18 protein-coding genes and 1 tRNA gene are annotated in these 15,760 nt (G+C 68.3%); 8 read left to right on the forward strand and 11 right to left on the reverse strand.

Going from position 1 to position 15,760, the window contains the following annotated elements; genetic code table 11:
- Positions 1–26 precede the first annotated feature (26 nt).
- The gene (locus AC1RRV_RS11745) at positions 27–2,393 is read left to right on the forward strand and encodes a thiamine pyrophosphate-binding protein (protein WP_492859811.1); all 2,367 of its coding nucleotides are present in this window, start codon (positions 27–29) and stop codon (positions 2,391–2,393) included.
- Here AC1RRV_RS11745 and AC1RRV_RS11750 read toward each other — a convergent pair.
- From AC1RRV_RS11750 to AC1RRV_RS11765, 4 genes are read right to left on the reverse strand one after another with little or no spacing between them, the layout of a single operon-like run.
- Positions 2,390–2,746 (reverse strand): nuclear transport factor 2 family protein, encoded by a 357-nt coding sequence (locus AC1RRV_RS11750; RefSeq protein WP_492859813.1) that lies wholly within the window; start codon positions 2,744–2,746, stop codon positions 2,390–2,392. The genes AC1RRV_RS11745 and AC1RRV_RS11750 overlap by 4 nt on opposite strands.
- A complete protein-coding gene (locus AC1RRV_RS11755) occupies positions 2,743–3,480 on the reverse strand; it encodes a nuclear transport factor 2 family protein (protein WP_492859814.1) in 738 nt (245 codons plus the stop codon). Before AC1RRV_RS11755 ends, AC1RRV_RS11750 begins: the two co-directional genes overlap by 4 nt.
- The gene (locus AC1RRV_RS11760) at positions 3,477–3,860 is read right to left on the reverse strand and encodes a nuclear transport factor 2 family protein (protein WP_492859815.1); all 384 of its coding nucleotides are present in this window, start codon (positions 3,858–3,860) and stop codon (positions 3,477–3,479) included. The genes AC1RRV_RS11755 and AC1RRV_RS11760 overlap by 4 nt, the downstream gene beginning before the upstream one ends.
- Positions 3,861–3,862: 2 nt before the next feature.
- Positions 3,863–4,357, reverse strand: a complete 495-nt coding sequence (locus AC1RRV_RS11765) for a c-type cytochrome (protein WP_492859816.1) — start codon at positions 4,355–4,357, stop codon at positions 3,863–3,865.
- 280 nt (positions 4,358–4,637) lie between these two features.
- Here AC1RRV_RS11765 and AC1RRV_RS11770 point away from each other — a divergent pair, with 280 nt between their 5' ends.
- The 3 genes from AC1RRV_RS11770 to AC1RRV_RS11780 all read left to right on the forward strand — a co-directional run bounded on the left by AC1RRV_RS11770 (position 4,638) and on the right by AC1RRV_RS11780 (position 6,147).
- The gene (locus AC1RRV_RS11770) at positions 4,638–5,138 is read left to right on the forward strand and encodes a GcrA family cell cycle regulator (RefSeq protein WP_492859817.1); all 501 of its coding nucleotides are present in this window, start codon (positions 4,638–4,640) and stop codon (positions 5,136–5,138) included.
- Between the two features lie 62 nt (positions 5,139–5,200).
- The gene (locus AC1RRV_RS11775) at positions 5,201–5,425 is read left to right on the forward strand and encodes a hypothetical protein (RefSeq protein ID WP_492859818.1); all 225 of its coding nucleotides are present in this window, start codon (positions 5,201–5,203) and stop codon (positions 5,423–5,425) included.
- A gap of 194 nt (positions 5,426–5,619) precedes the next feature.
- Positions 5,620–6,147 carry a MarR family winged helix-turn-helix transcriptional regulator gene (locus tag AC1RRV_RS11780; RefSeq protein WP_492859819.1) on the forward strand — a complete coding sequence of 176 codons (528 nt, stop codon included), beginning with the start codon at positions 5,620–5,622 and terminating at the stop codon, positions 6,145–6,147.
- A 12-nt stretch (positions 6,148–6,159) separates the two neighbouring features.
- On the opposite strand, the gene arfB is transcribed toward AC1RRV_RS11780, so the two are convergent.
- The 4 genes from arfB to amaB all read right to left on the reverse strand — a co-directional run bounded on the left by arfB (position 6,160) and on the right by amaB (position 8,768).
- On the reverse strand, positions 6,160–6,591 hold the full coding sequence (arfB, locus tag AC1RRV_RS11785) for an alternative ribosome rescue aminoacyl-tRNA hydrolase ArfB (protein ID WP_492859820.1): 432 nt from the start codon (positions 6,589–6,591) through the stop codon (positions 6,160–6,162).
- 1 nt (position 6,592) lies between these two features.
- Positions 6,593–7,057, reverse strand: a complete 465-nt coding sequence (locus AC1RRV_RS11790) for a YaiI/YqxD family protein (RefSeq protein ID WP_492859821.1) — start codon at positions 7,055–7,057, stop codon at positions 6,593–6,595.
- A gap of 31 nt (positions 7,058–7,088) precedes the next feature.
- Positions 7,089–7,163 (reverse strand) — tRNA-Thr (locus tag AC1RRV_RS11795).
- 81 nt (positions 7,164–7,244) lie between these two features.
- Positions 7,245–8,768, reverse strand: coding sequence for an L-piperidine-6-carboxylate dehydrogenase (gene amaB / locus AC1RRV_RS11800; RefSeq protein WP_492860100.1), 1,524 nt, complete (start codon positions 8,766–8,768; stop codon positions 7,245–7,247).
- Between the two features lie 111 nt (positions 8,769–8,879).
- Between amaB and folD the strand changes: the two genes are divergently transcribed.
- Genes folD through AC1RRV_RS11815 form a run of 3 tightly spaced genes read left to right on the forward strand, consistent with a single transcriptional unit; the run spans position 8,880 to position 11,560 of the window.
- Positions 8,880–9,773 carry a bifunctional methylenetetrahydrofolate dehydrogenase/methenyltetrahydrofolate cyclohydrolase FolD gene (gene folD / locus AC1RRV_RS11805; RefSeq protein ID WP_492859822.1) on the forward strand — a complete coding sequence of 298 codons (894 nt, stop codon included), beginning with the start codon at positions 8,880–8,882 and terminating at the stop codon, positions 9,771–9,773.
- Positions 9,773–10,138, forward strand: coding sequence for a c-type cytochrome (locus AC1RRV_RS11810; protein ID WP_492859823.1), 366 nt, complete (start codon positions 9,773–9,775; stop codon positions 10,136–10,138). Before folD ends, AC1RRV_RS11810 begins: the two co-directional genes overlap by 1 nt.
- Positions 10,139–10,153: 15 nt before the next feature.
- Complete coding sequence (locus AC1RRV_RS11815) at positions 10,154–11,560, forward strand: D-arabinono-1,4-lactone oxidase (protein ID WP_492859824.1); 1,407 nt, start codon at positions 10,154–10,156, stop codon at positions 11,558–11,560.
- A gap of 9 nt (positions 11,561–11,569) precedes the next feature.
- On the opposite strand, the gene AC1RRV_RS11820 is transcribed toward AC1RRV_RS11815, so the two are convergent.
- The 3 genes from AC1RRV_RS11820 to AC1RRV_RS11830 form a co-directional block, all read right to left on the reverse strand.
- A complete protein-coding gene (locus AC1RRV_RS11820) occupies positions 11,570–12,058 on the reverse strand; it encodes an Hpt domain-containing protein (protein ID WP_492859825.1) in 489 nt (162 codons plus the stop codon).
- Positions 12,059–12,160: 102 nt separating this feature from the next.
- Positions 12,161–12,943 carry an NAD kinase gene (locus tag AC1RRV_RS11825; RefSeq protein ID WP_492859826.1) on the reverse strand — a complete coding sequence of 261 codons (783 nt, stop codon included), beginning with the start codon at positions 12,941–12,943 and terminating at the stop codon, positions 12,161–12,163.
- A gap of 67 nt (positions 12,944–13,010) precedes the next feature.
- Complete coding sequence (locus AC1RRV_RS11830; protein ID WP_492859827.1) at positions 13,011–14,096, reverse strand: DUF2336 domain-containing protein; 1,086 nt, start codon at positions 14,094–14,096, stop codon at positions 13,011–13,013.
- A gap of 164 nt (positions 14,097–14,260) precedes the next feature.
- Between AC1RRV_RS11830 and glpK the strand changes: the two genes are divergently transcribed.
- Positions 14,261–15,751, forward strand: coding sequence for a glycerol kinase GlpK (glpK, locus tag AC1RRV_RS11835; RefSeq protein WP_492859828.1), 1,491 nt, complete (start codon positions 14,261–14,263; stop codon positions 15,749–15,751).
- Positions 15,752–15,760: the final 9 nt, after the last annotated feature.

Here is a 15,760-nt window from a genome sequence, read left to right on the forward strand (position 1 = left end):
CAGGCTTCGGGCGCGGGTGAGGAAGCATGGCTGACGGCTCTCTGACGGCCAAGCGGCAGGAAATAGCTCTGCTGCGCCGTCTCGAGGAACGGATTCTCTGGTTGGCGGCGTGGACCATCCACAACGCCAACCACATCCGGGAAAGCCGTGACGGCTTGAAGGTCGGTGGCCACCAGGCGTCCTGCGCCTCGATGACCACCCTGATGACGGCCCTCTACATGAAGGCGCTGCGGCCGCAGGATCGGGTGGCCGTCAAGCCGCACGCCAGCCCCGTCTTTCACGCCATCCAGCACCTGTTCGGCCGCCAGAGCCTGGAGAACCTCCAGCGCTTCCGGGCGCTGGGCGGGGCCCAGTCCTACCCCTCGCGCACCAAGGACGTCGACGATGTCGACTTCTCGACGGGCTCGGTGGGCCTGGGCGTGGCCATGACCGCCTTCGCCTCGCTGACCCAGGACTATCTGGCGGCGCGGGGCGCGGTGAAGCCCGAGCGCATGGGCCGGATGATCTCGCTGCTAGGCGACGCCGAGCTGGACGAGGGCAACATCTACGAGGCCCTGATCGAGGCCTGCAAGCACGACATCCGCAACACCTGGTGGATCGTCGACTACAACCGCCAGAGCCTGGACGCGACCACCCAGGACCGGATGTTCACCCGCTATGGCGAAATCTTCGAGGCCGCCGGCTGGACCGTCGAGACTCTGAAATGGTCCAAGCGCCAGCGCGAGGCCTTCGCCAAGCCGGGCGGCGACAAGCTGCACGAATGGATCGAGACCGCGCCGAACGACCTGTTCGCGGCTCTGAGCTACCAAGGCGGCGCTGCGTGGCGCGAGCGGCTGAACGCCGACCTGGTCGATAGCCCCAAGACCCTGGCCCTGATCGCCGGCTACAAGGACGTCGATCTGGCCGAACTGATGACCGAACTGGGCGGCCACTGCCTGGAGACGCTGCTGGAAGCCTTCGAGCGGGCGGGCCAGGACGACCGGCCACGGTTCTTCATCGCCTATACGGTCAAGGGTCTGCGCCTGCCGTTCCAGGGGCACAAGGACAACCACGCCGGCCTGATGACCCCGTCCCAGATCGGCGAACTGCGCGAGCGCCTGGGCGTCGTCGAGGGCGAGGAGTGGGACGCGCTGTCGGGCCTGTCGGCCGCCGAGCGCACGGCCCTGAAGGGCCTCGTCGCCCGCGCCCCGTTCGCGGCGGAAGTGGAGCGCCAGCATGTCGCTCCGACCATCGAGACCCCGACCGCCGACGAATTGCTGGCGGCTGTGACAGGGGGCAAGAACGACAACGAGCAATCCACCCAGGCCGCCTTCGGCAAGGTCATGTTCGAAATCGCCGCCCGCAAGGACGAGTTCGCCGGCCGCGTCGTGACCACCTCGCCGGACGTGACGGTCTCGACAAACCTGGGCGGCTTCGTGAACCGCCGAGGCGTGTTCCAACGCCGCGCTCACGAAGACGTCTTCAAGCGTCGCCGCATTCCTTCGGCCCAGGTCTGGTCCAAGGCCGAGACCGGCCAGCACGTCGAGCTCGGCATCGCCGAGAACAACCTGTTCATCGCCCTGGCGGCGCTTGGCTTGACCGCGCCGCTGTTCGGCGAGCGGCTGTTCCCGGTCGGCACGCTCTATGACCCCTTCATCGCGCGCGGCCTCGATGCCCTGAACTACGCCTGCTACCAGGACGCCCGGTTCCTGTTGGTCGCCACGCCCTCGGGCCTGACGCTGGCCCCCGAGGGCGGCGCGCACCAGTCGATCAACGCCGCCGTCATCGGCATGGCTCAGCCGGGCCTGGACACCTACGAGCCCGCCTTCGCCGACGAGACGGCGGTGCTGATGGCCCACGCCTTCGAGCGCATCCAGGCCAAGGACGGCGCCTCGACCTATCTACGGCTCTCTACCCGGGCGATCGCCCAGCCCGAGCGGACGGACGAGACCTGGCGCCAGGGCGTGGTCGACGGGGCCTACTGGCTCAAAGCCCCCGCGCCGGGCGCGCGCCTGGCGCTGGTCTACAGCGGCGCCCTGGCGCCGGAAGCGCTCGCGGCCTTCGAAGCCCTGGTGGAAGACATGCCCGAGGCGGGCCTGCTGGCCGTCACCTCGGCCGACGTGCTGCATCGGAACTGGACGGCCTCGGGCCGGTCGCGCTGGGCCGGCGAGGGCGCGCGGGAAGGCTCGACCATCGAGACTCTGCTGGCGCCGCTGGACCGCGACGCCGGCCTGGTCACCCTGACCGACGGCGCGCCGCTGGCCTTGTCGTGGCTGGGTTCGGTGCGGGGACAGCGGGTGCGGGCGCTTGGCCTGGAAGTCTTCGGCCAGTCGGGCGACCTCCCCGACCTCTACGGCAAGTACCGCCTGGACGCCGAGGCGGTGCTGGACGCCTGCGCGGACCTGCTAGTCTAGAAGCCCCGCACGATCGTCATCCCGGACAGCAGGTCGTCGCGGAAGTGGTAGATCAGCCGCGCCCGCGTGTCGGTCCAGACGTGGCCGTCCGGGCTCTCGACCGAGTACTGGGCGTCGACCGTCAGGGAGTCGGCGGTCTCGTCGGTGATCTGGATCACCTGGATGTTCGGCAGGATGGTCGCGAAGATCCGAGCGAAGTAGCTCATCACCGCTTCCTTGCCGACCAGGTCGTCCGCGTTGTCCAGCGTGTCCGGCCAGACGACGGCGTCGTGGAAGAGCGGGCGCAGGCGCGCGAGGTCCTGGACGTTGAAAGCCTCATAGGCTTCTTCAAGCACGGCCCGCAGGGCGCTCATGGCGCGTTTCCGTCGCGATCGCTGTCGTCGATGTCCTGCTCGACAATCAGCCCCCCTTCGAGACGATACCAGACGGTGAGCAAATCGTCCTGCCAAAGCCCGCCACTGGGACCGCGGGTCACCACGCGTAGCCGGGTCCGGACGCGATCGTCGGGCTCGAGCTCGCGGTCCAGGACCTCGATCTGTAGCCGGACGGTCTCGAGGAGATGGGTGAAGTGGGCGCGAACGCCTTCCTCGCCAACGATCTCGCCGCCCTCCAGGTTGTCGGCGAACCGGGCCGTCGGCCCGTAGCAGGCGACGATGGCGTCGAGATCTCGGGCGTTGATCGCCTTGTGCAGGCGCTCCAGCAGCGCATCGACGCCGGCGAAGGTGTCGACGGGACTGTCCTGCTCGGAGTCCATCCGGGTGATCAGTCCGTCGTGCAGGGTGTAGCGGTGCAGCACCCGGGTGCTGGACCACAGGGAGCCGTCTGCGGCGCTGGTGACGGCCTGACGCGCCAGCACGGCGAGGCGACCGTCGGCCTCGGTGTGCAGGCTGATGATGTCATAGCGGGCCCGCAGTGGCGCTGTGGCCTCCACGAAATAGGCGCGAACCGCGTCGACCCCTTCCAGCAAACCGTTCTCGGCTTCGTCGGGCCATAGGACATCGGGCGCCATCATCGCGACACAGCGATCGAAATCGCGGTCGTTGAAGGCGTTATAGAGCCGCGTGATCCGATCTTCGTCGGGCGTCATGGGCCTGAGTCCGGGTCTCCCTTGGAAACCATATCCATGCGCCAGAACAGCCCGTCACGGAGCGTGTAACAATGCCGCACGCGCAGGTCCGACCACAGCTGGCCCGAGCAGTTCCAGACCACCTGGTTCGCGTCGACCAGGATCCGGCCGTCGTCCAGGACATGGACCTCGACCGGGGTGATCTCCACGCGGAGCGCCGCGTCGTTATAGGCCCAATAGTCGCGCACGGCCTCGGGGCTGGTCAGCACGCCTCCGCGCGTCAGGTCAGGCCAGATCAGCTGCGGATGCACGAGGGTCCGGAAGGCCTCGAAGTCACGCCGCCGGTTGGCGTCGTAGAGACGCTGGACCCGCTTTTCCAGTTCGGGCGAGGCGGGCCGCACCGTCAGGAACCCGGCTTGTAGCCCGTCTCCACCTTCAGATAGGCGATGAGGTCAACCCGGTCCTTCGGATCCTTCAGGCCCGCGAAGGTCATCTTGGTGCCGGGCATGAACTCGCGCGGGCTCGAAAGCCACTTGTCCAGGTGCTCGGCGTCCCAGGTGAAGCCGGCGGCCTTCACGGCGTCCGAGTAGTTGTAGCCGGCCTTGGCGCCCGCCTTGCGGCCGAACACGCCGTAGAGGTTGGGGCCCGTCAGGTCGGGCCCGCCGTCGGTGATCGTGTGGCACGAGCGGCAGAGGGCGAACTTGCTCTGGCCGTTCGAGAGGTTGCCGGTGTTGTAGGGGGCGGGGAGGGCGGCCAGGGCGGCGGCTTTCTCAACGTCGGTCGGGGCCGCGGCGGCGGGCGCGTCGGCCGGAGCTTGGCCGGAGCCGCCTCCATCCTTCGAACAGGCCGAAACGGTAAGGCAGAGGGCCGCGAGGACCGCCAGTTTCAACGTACGCATGATGATCCCCGACAGACGTTTCGCCGCACGGTCTGCGACGCCGCGACGCATTCCAAACCCTTATAAAATCTGGCCCCGCGGCTTGTCACGTAACAATGGTCCTTAAGAGAGCTTGACCAGGGGGGCTGCGACAATTGCTGGTATCTACGTGATTCTCTTGGCGAAAAGTGGAATCGCAAACCGTGGGTCCGCACATAACCGTTTGACGGTCGTTAACCATAAACCTTACCCATTTCCCTGCGGAGCGGGCTGGCTCCGGGCAGGGCTGGGAAACAGGATCATGGACTGGAGCGAAGAACGTACCGCGACGCTCAAGAAGCTGTGGCTCGAGGGCCTCAGCGCGAGCCAGGTGGCCCGTCAATTGGGTGGCGTCAGCCGCAGCGCGGTGATCGGCAAGGTGCACCGTCTGGGCATCACCGTTCGCGAGACTCCCGTCCGTCAGCGCGTCACTTCGGTCCGCTCGCCGTCACGGATCCAGACGCGCCGTCCGACCCGCGAAACCACGGCGGCCCCGCATGTCGCCCCGCGCTTCGAGCGCACCGAGGAAGACCTGCTGCCGACCTCGGGCATCCTTGGCCTCGGCTCCCATTCCTGCCGCTGGCCGATCGGCCATCCCGAGAATGACGACTTCGGCTTCTGTGGTCGCCCGAAGATCAGCGCTCGCGGCTCCTACTGCGAGCAGCACAGCCAAGGGGCCTTCCGCCGCCTCGGCACCGGCAAGGCCGTCGAGGCCTGGGCGCTCAAGGGCCTGAAGGAACGCGTCCAGCCGAGCCTGGTCTAAGCGTCTCTCACGCTGCCAACGAACCCCTTCCACATTACCCTCGAGATCACCGAGCACACCCTATGAACATGGTCCTGATCGAGAACGCCGCCGGCAGCAGCCAAGTGATCACCATCATCGAGGAGTTCGCCGGCCACTCGGTGTCCCGCGACCTGAACCCCGGCGACCATGCCCGCATCCCGGTCACCCAGTTCAAGTCGATCACCGTGCGCGAGACCTATCCGGACGACTGGTTGACCCGCGGCCGCACCCGCAACCGAGCGACCGCGGACGCCTGCGCGGCCTGAGCAAACGGATTGCGCCCATACGGTGAAAACGCCCTGGAAGTCGCTCCTGTTAACTTTAGTTCGCGTCTAAATTGAAACTTATGACCCCGCGAAGCCTTTCGCGGGGTTTTTCGTTTCCGTAAGCGACACCGCAGATTGCGCGGTCTTTAACCTTATGACACACAGATCGCCGTTTTTGGGGGACGGAAACGACAATGGGCGAGGGGGATGAGCGCGCCGACGTGGTCGAAGACCATGCGCTGCCGCTGCCGAGCTATCTCAGCTACCTGCTGTACCAGACCGAGCAGCACCGCCGCGCGGCGGCCGCTGACTTGCTGGCGCGGCATGGCCTGACCTTCGCCAAGTGGGTGGCGATGATCTCGCTGCGGCGGTTCGGGGATCTTTCAATGACGCGGCTGGCCAAGCTGGCGGCGACGGACCGGACGACCTTGACGCGGTCGATCGACGGCCTGATCGCCGACGGCCTGGTCGCGCGCGGCGTCTCGCCGGGCGACCGCCGCATCGTCGTGGTCTGCCTGACCGAGGTCGGCCGCAGCCTGCTGGAAAAGATCCGCGCCGAGATCCGGCCGCTGAACCGTGACGTCTTCGCCAATCTGACCCCGGAAGAGCAGGCGGCCATGACCCTCTCCCTGCAGAAAATGCTGGGGGGGCTGATCGCCGAACCGGACTGGAAGCAGGACGTCATCGCCTTCTCGACCCCGGTCCCGCCGAAGACGGCCTAGAGGGCCGCTTTCTCAGTCGTCGAACTTCACCCGTCCGCGCCCGGACTTCAGGGTCGCGCGCTTGGTCTTGCCCTCCAGGCGCTTGAGCTTGCTGGAATAGGTCGGCTTGGTCGCCTTGCGGGGCTTGGGCTTCTCGGTAGCCCGGCGGATCAACTCGACCAGGCGCTCGCGGGCCTCCTGGCGGTTCATCTCCTGCGAGCGGGACCCTTGGGCGAACAGCACCAGCACCCCGTCCAGCGTCAGGCGACTGCCGGACAGCACCTCCAGCCGCGCCTTCACGTCCTCGGGCAGGTTCGGCGAGCCCCGCACGTCAAAGCGCAGTTCGAGCGCGGTCGAGGTCTTGTTGACGTGCTGGCCGCCGGGCCCCGAGGCGCGGGTGGCTTTCCAGATCAGTTCGTCGTCGTCGATCCGCAGCCAGGAGGTGATCTCGATCATCGCGCCCATTCTAGGATGGGGGGAGGGTGCGCTTGGCCTTGACCACCAGCTGATCCAGCGCCTGCAGGAAGCGTGAACGGTCGGCATTGGCGAAGGCGGCGGGGCCCTTGGTGACCTCGCCCATCGACCGCAGATGCTCGCCGATCGACCGCGAGGCCATGGCCGAGCCGATCATGTCGGCCGAAAACACCCTGCCATTGGGCGCCAACGCCGCGCCGCCGGCCTTCAACACACGATCGGCCAGAGGAATGTCGTTGGTCACCACCACGTCGCCCGGCCCACAACGCTCGGCGATCCAGTCATCGGCCACGTCGGGACCGGCCGCGACCACGATCTGCTCGATGATCGGCGTCGGCGGCACACGGATCCAGCTGTTGGACACTACAAAGGTCTTGTAGCCATGGCGCGCGGCCACCTTGTAGGCCTCGTCCTTCACTGGACAGGCGTCGGCATCGAGGAAGAGCGTGGCGGTCATCGCCCTAGCCTTGAAAAGGGGGCCTGAAGAATGGTGCCGGTTGCAGGGATTGAACCCGCGACCTTCGGTTTACAAAACCGCTGCTCTACCGCTGAGCTAAACCGGCGTGGCGTGAAGCCCGAGGTCAGGGCTTATGCCGTCTGCCGGGACGAACGGCAAGGCCGGGAATACCGGCTCGCGCCGCGCCTCAAAGATCGAACCGCACGCCCTGGGCCAGCGGCAGCGCGCCCGAATAGTTCACCGTCGCGGTCTGGCGTCGCATGTACTGCTTCCAGCTGTCCGAACCGCTCTCGCGGCCGCCGCCGGTCTCCTTCTCGCCGCCGAATGCGCCGCCGATCTCGGCGCCGGAGGGGCCAATATTGATGTTGGCGATGCCGCAGTCGCTGCCGGCCGCCGACAGGAAGCCCTCGGCCTCGCGGACGTCGTTGGTCATCACGCAGGAGGACAGGCCTTGCGGGACGTCGTTCTGGATCGCCACCGCCTCGTCGAAGTCCGTGTACGGAACGACGTGCAGCAAGGGGGCGAAAGTCTCGCGCTGCATGCAGGGCGCGGGCGCCGGCAGGCGGGCGAGGGCGGGGCGGACATAGAAGGCGTTCGGGTGCTCGTCGATCAGCAGGCGCTCGCCGCCGCCGACGCTCCCGCCCTCGGCGCGGACCTGGTTCATCGCCTCGACGAAGGCGTCGTAAGCGGCGCGATCGATCAATGGACCCAGCAGGGTCTTGGCGTGGCGTGGATCGCCGACCGGCAGCCGCTGGAAGGCGGCCTCCACCGCGTCCGAAACCTTGTCGACCACGCTCTCGTGAACGATCAGCCGGCGCAGTGACGTGCACCGCTGGCCAGCGGTGCCCGCCGCCGAAAAGACGATAGCCCGCAAGGCCAGCGACAGGTCCGCCGAGGGTGTGACGATCATGGCGTTGTTGCCGCCCAGTTCCAGGATCGAGCGCCCGAAGCGCCCGGCGACCAGGGGCGCGACGGCCTTGCCCATGCGGGTCGAGCCGGTGGCGCTGACCAGCGGGATGCGTGGGTCGCGGGCCAGGCGCTCACCCGCATCGCGGCCGCCCTGGACGACGCAGCAGAGGCCGTCCGGCGCGTCCTCGAACCGCGCCAAGGCGCGCTGCAAGATGGCGTGGGTAGTCAGCGCCGTCAGCGGGGTCTTCTCTGACGGCTTCCAGATCACCGGATCGCCGCAGACCAAGGCCAGGCAGGCGTTCCAGGCCCAGACGGCGACCGGGAAGTTGAAGGCGCTGATCACCGCCACGGGGCCCAGCGGATGCCAGGTCTCGCGCATGGCGTGGCCGGGGCGTTCGGAGGCGATCGTGAGGCCGTGCAACTGGCGCGACAGGCCGACGGCGAAGTCGCAGATGTCGATCATCTCCTGGACCTCGCCGGCCGCCTCGGAGGCGATCTTGCCGGCCTCCAGGGTGACCAGGGCGGCGAGCTCGGGCTTGGCGGCGCGCAATTCCTCGCCGAACAACCGCACCAGCTCGCCGCGGCGCGGGGCGGGAACGACGCGCCAGGCCTCGAAGGCGTGACAGGCGGCCGACACCTTGGCGCCGATCTCGCGGGCGTCATCGTAGGCCACATGGGTCAGGACGGCGCCGTCGATGGGGTTGCGGACCGGCTGTCCGCCATCGGCGGGCAGGGCGGGCGCGCCCAGCTTGGCCAGGAGGTCTCGGGCGTGGGCGGCGGGAGTCGGAAGGGCCTGAGTCATGGCCATGAGCACACGCCGGGGCCGGGACCTGGTCAACCCCTTCGCGGGCGGTTGGAGGCGTTGCGCATGACACAACGAGCGGCTACGGACGGGCCAAGCAGGAGAACCCCCATGGCGCAGGCGAAACTCATCGACGGCAAGGCCTTCGCGGCCGATCTGCGGGCCAAGGTCGCCGTGGAGGTCGCGGCGCTGAAGGCCGAGCATGGGATCACGCCGGGTCTGGCGGTCGTGCTGGTCGGCGAAGACCCCGCCAGCCAGGTCTATGTCCGCAACAAGGGCGAGCAGACGCAGGCCGCGGGCATGTACTCCGAGACCCATCGCCTGGCCGCCGAGACCTCCCAGGACGAGCTGCTGGCCGTGGTCGCCAAGCTGAACGCCGATCCGAAGATCCACGGCGTGCTGGTCCAGTTCCCGGTCCCGGCTCACATCAACCAGATGGACGTCGTGGCGGCGTTGTCGCCCGACAAGGATGTCGACGGCCTGACGGTGCTCAACGCGGGGCGCCTGGCCAGCGGCCTGCCGGCCCTGACGCCCTGCACCCCGCTGGGCTGCATGCTGCTGTTGAAGGACGTGATCGGCGACCTGAAGGGCAAGAATGCCGTGGTCATCGGCCGCTCGAACCTGATGGGCAAGCCGATGGCCCAGATGCTGCTGGCCGCCGACTGTACGGTGACCATCGCCCACTCGCGCAGCCAGGACCTGCCGGGGATCGTCCGCCAGGCCGACATCGTCGTCGCCGCCGTCGGCCGGGCCGAGATGGTCAAGGCCGACTGGATCAAGCCGGGCGCGGTCGTCATCGACGTCGGCATCACCCGCTTCCCGGCCCGCGATCCCGAAGCCGCCGCGGCCGGCAAGACCCGCCTTGTCGGCGACGTCGCCTTCGACGAGGTTAGCCAGGTGGCCGGCGCGATCACGCCGGTGCCTGGGGGCGTGGGGCCGATGACGATTGCTTGCTTGCTGGCCAATACGCTGACCGCGGCCAAACGCCTGGCGGGGATCGCCTGATGAGGGGGGCGCTCGTCTTCGCCGCGTCCGCCCTGATCCTGTCCGCCTGCGGGGGCAAGCCGCCACCGCCACCGCCCCCGACCCCGGCCGAAGCCCTGGCGCTGCGCCCGGCCGGTGCGCGGCTTTCGGCGCTCTACGAAACCTCGTGCCACGCCTGCCACGCCATTCCGGACACGGGCGCGCCGCTGGTCCACGACCGCGCCGCGTGGGACCCGCGCTGGAAACAGGGCGAGACCGTGCTGCTGGACCACGCGGTGCAGGGCTTCAACGCCATGCCAGCCACGGGGCAGTGCGCGACTTGCACCCCGGCCGATTTCCAGGCCCTCATACGCTTCATGGCGGGGCGCGAAGACTCGGCCAAGTAACAAAACGGGGGCGGAATGATCTCCAGGCGCGGGGCCCTGATCGCGGGCGGTACGGGAGCGGCGGTGGTCGCCGGCGGCGCGGGGGCGGCCTATGTGGTCGCCACGGGAGACAAGCCCGAGCCGCCTTCACCGGCCTCGGTCGACGCCCAGGGCAAGCTCCTCTGGCGCAACTGGTCGGGCATCCAGCATGCCTATCCGGCGGCTCGGTTGGCCCCCAAGGACGAGGGCGAACTGGCCACCGTGCTGAAGGTCGCCCAGGCCCCGATCCGGCCGGTTGGATCGGGCCACTCCTTCACTGCCCTGGCGCCGACCGACGGGACGCTGATCTCGCTCGACTCCATTGCGGGTCTGGTCGGCTGGGAGGGCGACGAGGCGATCGTCCGCACCGGCACACGGCTGGGCGCCCTGGGTCCGCTGCTGGCCGAGAAGGGCCGGGCGCTGCCGAACCTGCCCGACATCAACAAGCAGTCTTTGGGCGGCGCGCTGGGCACCGCCACCCACGGCACCGGAGCCAAGATCCGCGCCATCCACGGTGACGTCACGGGCCTGCGGCTGGTCACCCCCTCGGGCAAGATCATCGACGCCGACGCCGCGACCAATCCCGAGATCTTCCAGGCCGCCCGCGTCTCGCTGGGATCGCTCGGCGTCATCACCCAGGTGCGGATCAAGACCAGCGCTAACCGCCGTCTACGCCGCAAGGTCTGGCTGGAGCCGTTCGACGAGGCGCTGGCCAAGGCCGAGGCGCGCTGGGCCCAGCACCGCAATTTCGAGTTCTACGCCGTGCCCTTCACGGGCTTGGCGGCCAATATCAGCCACGACGAAACCGACGATCCGGCCGAGGCGCGCGGTCCCGACCAGGACGTCGAGTTCCTGCAGGCGCTGCGGGGCCTGCGGAATCTGCTCGGCTTCGCGACGCCGCTGCGCAAGGCGGCGGGCAAGGCGCTGCTGTCGTCCGCTAAGCCGGAGACCGCCGTCGATGAGGGCTGGAAGCTGCTGTCGACCGAGCGGCCGGTGCGCTTCAACGAGATGGAGTTCCACCTGCCGGTCGAGAACCAGCTGAAGGCCCTGGCCGAGGTCGTGCGGACTATCGAGAAGGAGCGTCCGGATGTCTTCTTCCCGATCGAGGTGCGCCGCATCGCGCCGGACGACGCCTGGCTGTCGCCATTCCAGGGCGGGCCGCGCGGTTCGGTGGCGGTTCACGCCTACTACCGTGACGACTTCACGTTCCTGTACGAGCTGATCGAGCCGATCTTCCGCCGCTACGACGGCCGCCCGCACTGGGGCAAGCTCCACACGCTGCGGGGCCAGCAGCTGGGGGCGATCTATCCACGTTGGAATGACTTCCTGGCGGTGCGCCAGGAACTGGATCCGGAGGCCCGGATGCTCAATCCGTACCTGAAAGGCCTGTTCGGCCTGACCTGAAGCTCAGGTTCAGGCCGCCGGACCGAGGTAGTCGGCGACGCGCGCTTCGAGCTCGTTCGAGAGAGCCTTGCCCACGGGATGGGTGTCGACCTTGATGTCGTCGCGGACGCAGGCCTTGATCGCATCGATATGCGCGTCGACCAGGAACATCGGCGCCTGCAGGCGGGTGTCCGGATCGTCGATCAGCTTACAGAGCGAAGCGGCCAGTCGCGTGATCAGCGGGAACTCGTAGGTCGCGCCCAGGCCCTTCAGGTCGTGAGCCCGCAGATACAGGGTCTCGACCGTTTCGGCGTTGAGGCCTTCGGCGCGAACACCCTGACGGGCGGCCTCAAGCTTGACGATCTCGTCGTTCAGCCATTGGGCGAAGTTGCCCGAAAGACTTTTTAGCGCGGCCTCGGCCTTGGCGATCGCGGCCATGTCGATACCGCCACGTCCGCCCACTTTAAGCTTGAGCATATTTGGCACCTGGATCACCTCAGCGGTGGTCTTGTTCGTCACGATTCGCCTCCCCAGCGGCGGATAGTTGGGAACCGGTAACATAGCAGGCGTTAATATTGGATGAGACCAGGGTTTCTGCGACCCAACGTCTCAGGTCCGGGATCACGCGGAGAATTGCTCGGCCAGAACTCTTTCCTCCAGGCTGCGGCCGGCGTCGAACAGCATGGAGAGCGAGGTGCCACGATCCTCGGAAATGTGGACCTCCAACACGTCGCGGACCTCGAAATTGTCGGCTACCGCGCTGACGGGGCGCTTGTCGGCTTCCAGGATCTCGAAGGTCACGCGCGCCGACTGCGGCAGCAGGGCTCCGCGCCAGCGGCGAGGGCGGAAGGCGCTGATCGGCGTCAGGGCCAGGATCTGGCCGTCGATTGGAATGATCGGGCCGTGGGCGGAGAGATTGTAGGCCGTGGAGCCGGCGGGGGTGGCGAGCAGGGCGCCGTCGCAGACCAGTTCGCCCATCCGCACCTTGCCGTCGATCGAGATGCGTAGCTTGGCCGTCTGGCGGGTCTGGCGCAGCAGCGAGACCTCGTTGATGGCCAGGGCCCGATGCTGGGTCCGCCGGGAATCGATGGCGACCATGGCCAGGGGATGGATGACGGCGCGCTCGGCGGCGTTGATCCGCTCCAGCAGGCCGTCTTCGCTGTACTCGTTCATCAGAAAGCCGACCGAGCCCCGGTTCATGCCGTAGATCGGCGTCTGGCTGGCGATCGCCTCGTGAAGGGTCTCCAGCATGAAGCCGTCGCCCCCCAGGGCGACGATCACCTGGGCGTTCTCGTCGCCGACGTCGCCATAGCGGGCGGTAAGGCGTTCGCGCGCTTCCTGGGCCTCGGGCCGGTCGCTGGACTTGAAGGCCAGGCGAGTCACGAAGGGTTGCGCTTGGTACATGGCGCCAAGTGGCGGGAAGCCCGTGCGCTTGTCAAACCAGCCGTTGGGCCAGCCGTTGAGGCGGCCCTCAGGCCGAGCCGACGGCCTGCCGGAACGCCATGCCGGCGATGTCCGGCGTGAAGGGGCCGAAGGCGCTGGCGGCGCGACGCACGCCTTCTTCGCCGCCGCCCGGACGGCCGCCGTTCAGCTGGCGGACGTGCTCCAGAATGGTCGGGAACACGCTGCGGTCGATGCCGACGGCGGAGCAGGCGAGGGCCAGAAGCTCGGGGCGGCCGCTGTCGATGGCGCGACGGATCTGGGCAGCCTCGAACTTGCCGAGCCGCGCCAGGGCCATGACGAACAGTTGCAGGCGGCCCTCACGCAGGACGCGTAGCAGGTAGCCGGGCCGGAGTTGTCCCGCGGAGTCGAGCTTCTCGATCAGCGAGCGCTCCATCTCCTCGCGGTCCTCGTCCATCTCGACGGGGCCAAGATCGTTGTCGGCGTCGCCGCGATGGGCCGCGCGCAGGGCGTCGTCCACCGCCGCCTGCATCTTGGCGGGATCCAGCTGGAAGCGGTTCGTCAGGGCGTCGCGCAGCGTACGGCCGACCAGCAGATAGAGCTGCTCGGCCAGGTCGCTGGAAAGTTTCGGATGCCGGGCCAGGGGCGAGCGCATGGCGACCACCTCGCGCGAGCGGTTCACCAGACGGCCCATGGCGTCCGGCGAGATCTCGGCCGTGTCGTTCGAGGCCAGCGCGGTGAGCACCGCCGGCTCGTCGCGGCCGATGATCGCCTCGACGACTGGCGCGGGCAGCCTGGGGCGGCGGGCGATCTCGATCTGGTGTTCCAGCGTGGCCTGCACCAGCAGGCGGATCAGGTCGTGATCCTCAAGCACGGGGCTGCGGGCGATGATCGGGCGGGCGATCTCGATCTCGTCCAGCGCCATGATGTTGATCAGGGCGGAAGGCGCCCACTCGGCGTCGGCGAGGCGCTCGGAGAGGCGGCGGCGAATGTCGCGCTCGGCCTCGACCACCAGGGTCATGAAGATGGAATTCAGCAGGGCCTGAATATCAGGATGGGTCGGCTCGCCGCTGGCCTGGCCGGCCTCACACAGGTCAATGATCCCCGTGAGCAGGCGTTCACGGTCGCCAGCCTCGCGGCTGCGAGCCAGCTTCATCAGCGATGCGATCTCGACGGCTTGGATGGCCAGCCTCCTAGAATCCGGAAGACCGGATGAGGATGACCTTGCCGGCCCCAAATGAAAACATGCTTAAACAGGTCGACGACTCCGGCGTCTTTTGGCGCGTCGAGATGTCGCAAGCTTAAGTGGAGGATGCGCGGATGGCTCAAGATCTGATTCTGGCCCTCGACCAGGGTACGACCAGCACCCGAGCCATCCTGTTCGACCGCGCCGGCCAGGCTCTTGCCGAGGCCTCACGCCCACTGCGCCAGAGTTATCCCGCCGACGGCTGGGTCGAGCACGACGCCGAGGAGATCTACGCCGCCTGCGTGGCGGTGCTGCGCGAGGCGATTGAGGCGTCAGGGCGCGCGGCCGACGTCGCCGCCATCGGCGTCACCAACCAGCGTGAGACCGTGGTGATCTGGGACAAGGCGACGGGGCGCCCCATTCATCCGGCCATCGTCTGGCAGGACCGCCGTACGGCCGAGGTCTGCGCCAGGCTCAAGACCGACGGCCACGAGCCTCGTGTCACAGAGGTGACCGGCCTGCTGCTGGATCCCTATTTCTCGGCGACCAAGATCGCATGGATCCTCGACAAGGTTCCCGGCGCCCGGGTGCGAGCCGAGGCCGGCGAACTGCTGTGTGGCACCATGGACTGCTGGGTGATCTGGCGGCTGACGGGCGGCGCGGTCCACGCGACCGACGCCACCAACGCCTCGCGCACCCTTCTGTTCGATATCGCGGCGCAGGCGTGGTCTGCCGAGATGCTCGACCTCTTCGACGTTCCGGGCGCGCTGTTGCCCAAGGTGCTGGATTGCGTCGACGACTATGGCGCGACGCAGGCCCAGCTGCTGGGTCGCGAGGTTCCGATCCGGGGCGTGGCCGGCGACCAGCAGGCGGCGCTGATGGGGCAAGGCTGCGTGGCGCCGGGCCAGATGAAAGCCACCTACGGCACCGGCTGCTTCATGCTGATCAACACCGGCGAAGAGCGACCCGTCTCGCGCTCGCGCCTGCTGACCACGGTGGCGGCGCGGGTGAACGGCAAGACAACCTACGCTCTCGAAGGCTCGATCTTCGTGGCGGGCGCGGCGATCCAATGGCTGGGCGAGGGCCTCGGGATCACCGGTGGTCCGCGCGCCGCCGAGGCCCTGGCGCGCGCGGCCAAGGCCGACCACGGCGTCGTCGTGGTGCCGGCCTTCACCGGACTGGGCGCGCCGTGGTGGGACGCCGAGGCCCGGGGCGGGATCTTCGGCCTGACCCGGGACGCCGGGCTGCCCGAGATCGCCGCGGCCACCTTCGACTCCTGCGCTCTGCAGAGCCGGGATTTGATCGAGGCCATGCACGCCGACGCGCCGTCGGCGTTCGGCGAGGAAGCCCAGATGCGCATCGACGGCGGCATGTCCAAGAGCGCCTGGTTCTCACAGCGCTTGGCCGACCTAACCGGTCTGCCGGTTCGTCGGGCCAGCTATCAGGAGATGACAGCCTTGGGCGCGGCGCTGTTCGCCGGCGTGGGCGCGGGCCTGTACGCCTCGGTGGAGGAAGCGGCCGAGGCCAGTCCCGCCGCCGAGACCTTGACGCCAGCGATGAAGGATCATGAGCGCGAAGCCGCCTACGCCCGCTGGCTGGACGCCGTGCCGCGCGTACGACTTTAGTCGAACCTT

The sequence above is a fragment of the Caulobacter sp. GW821-FHT11E10 genome (assembly GCF_058808375.1).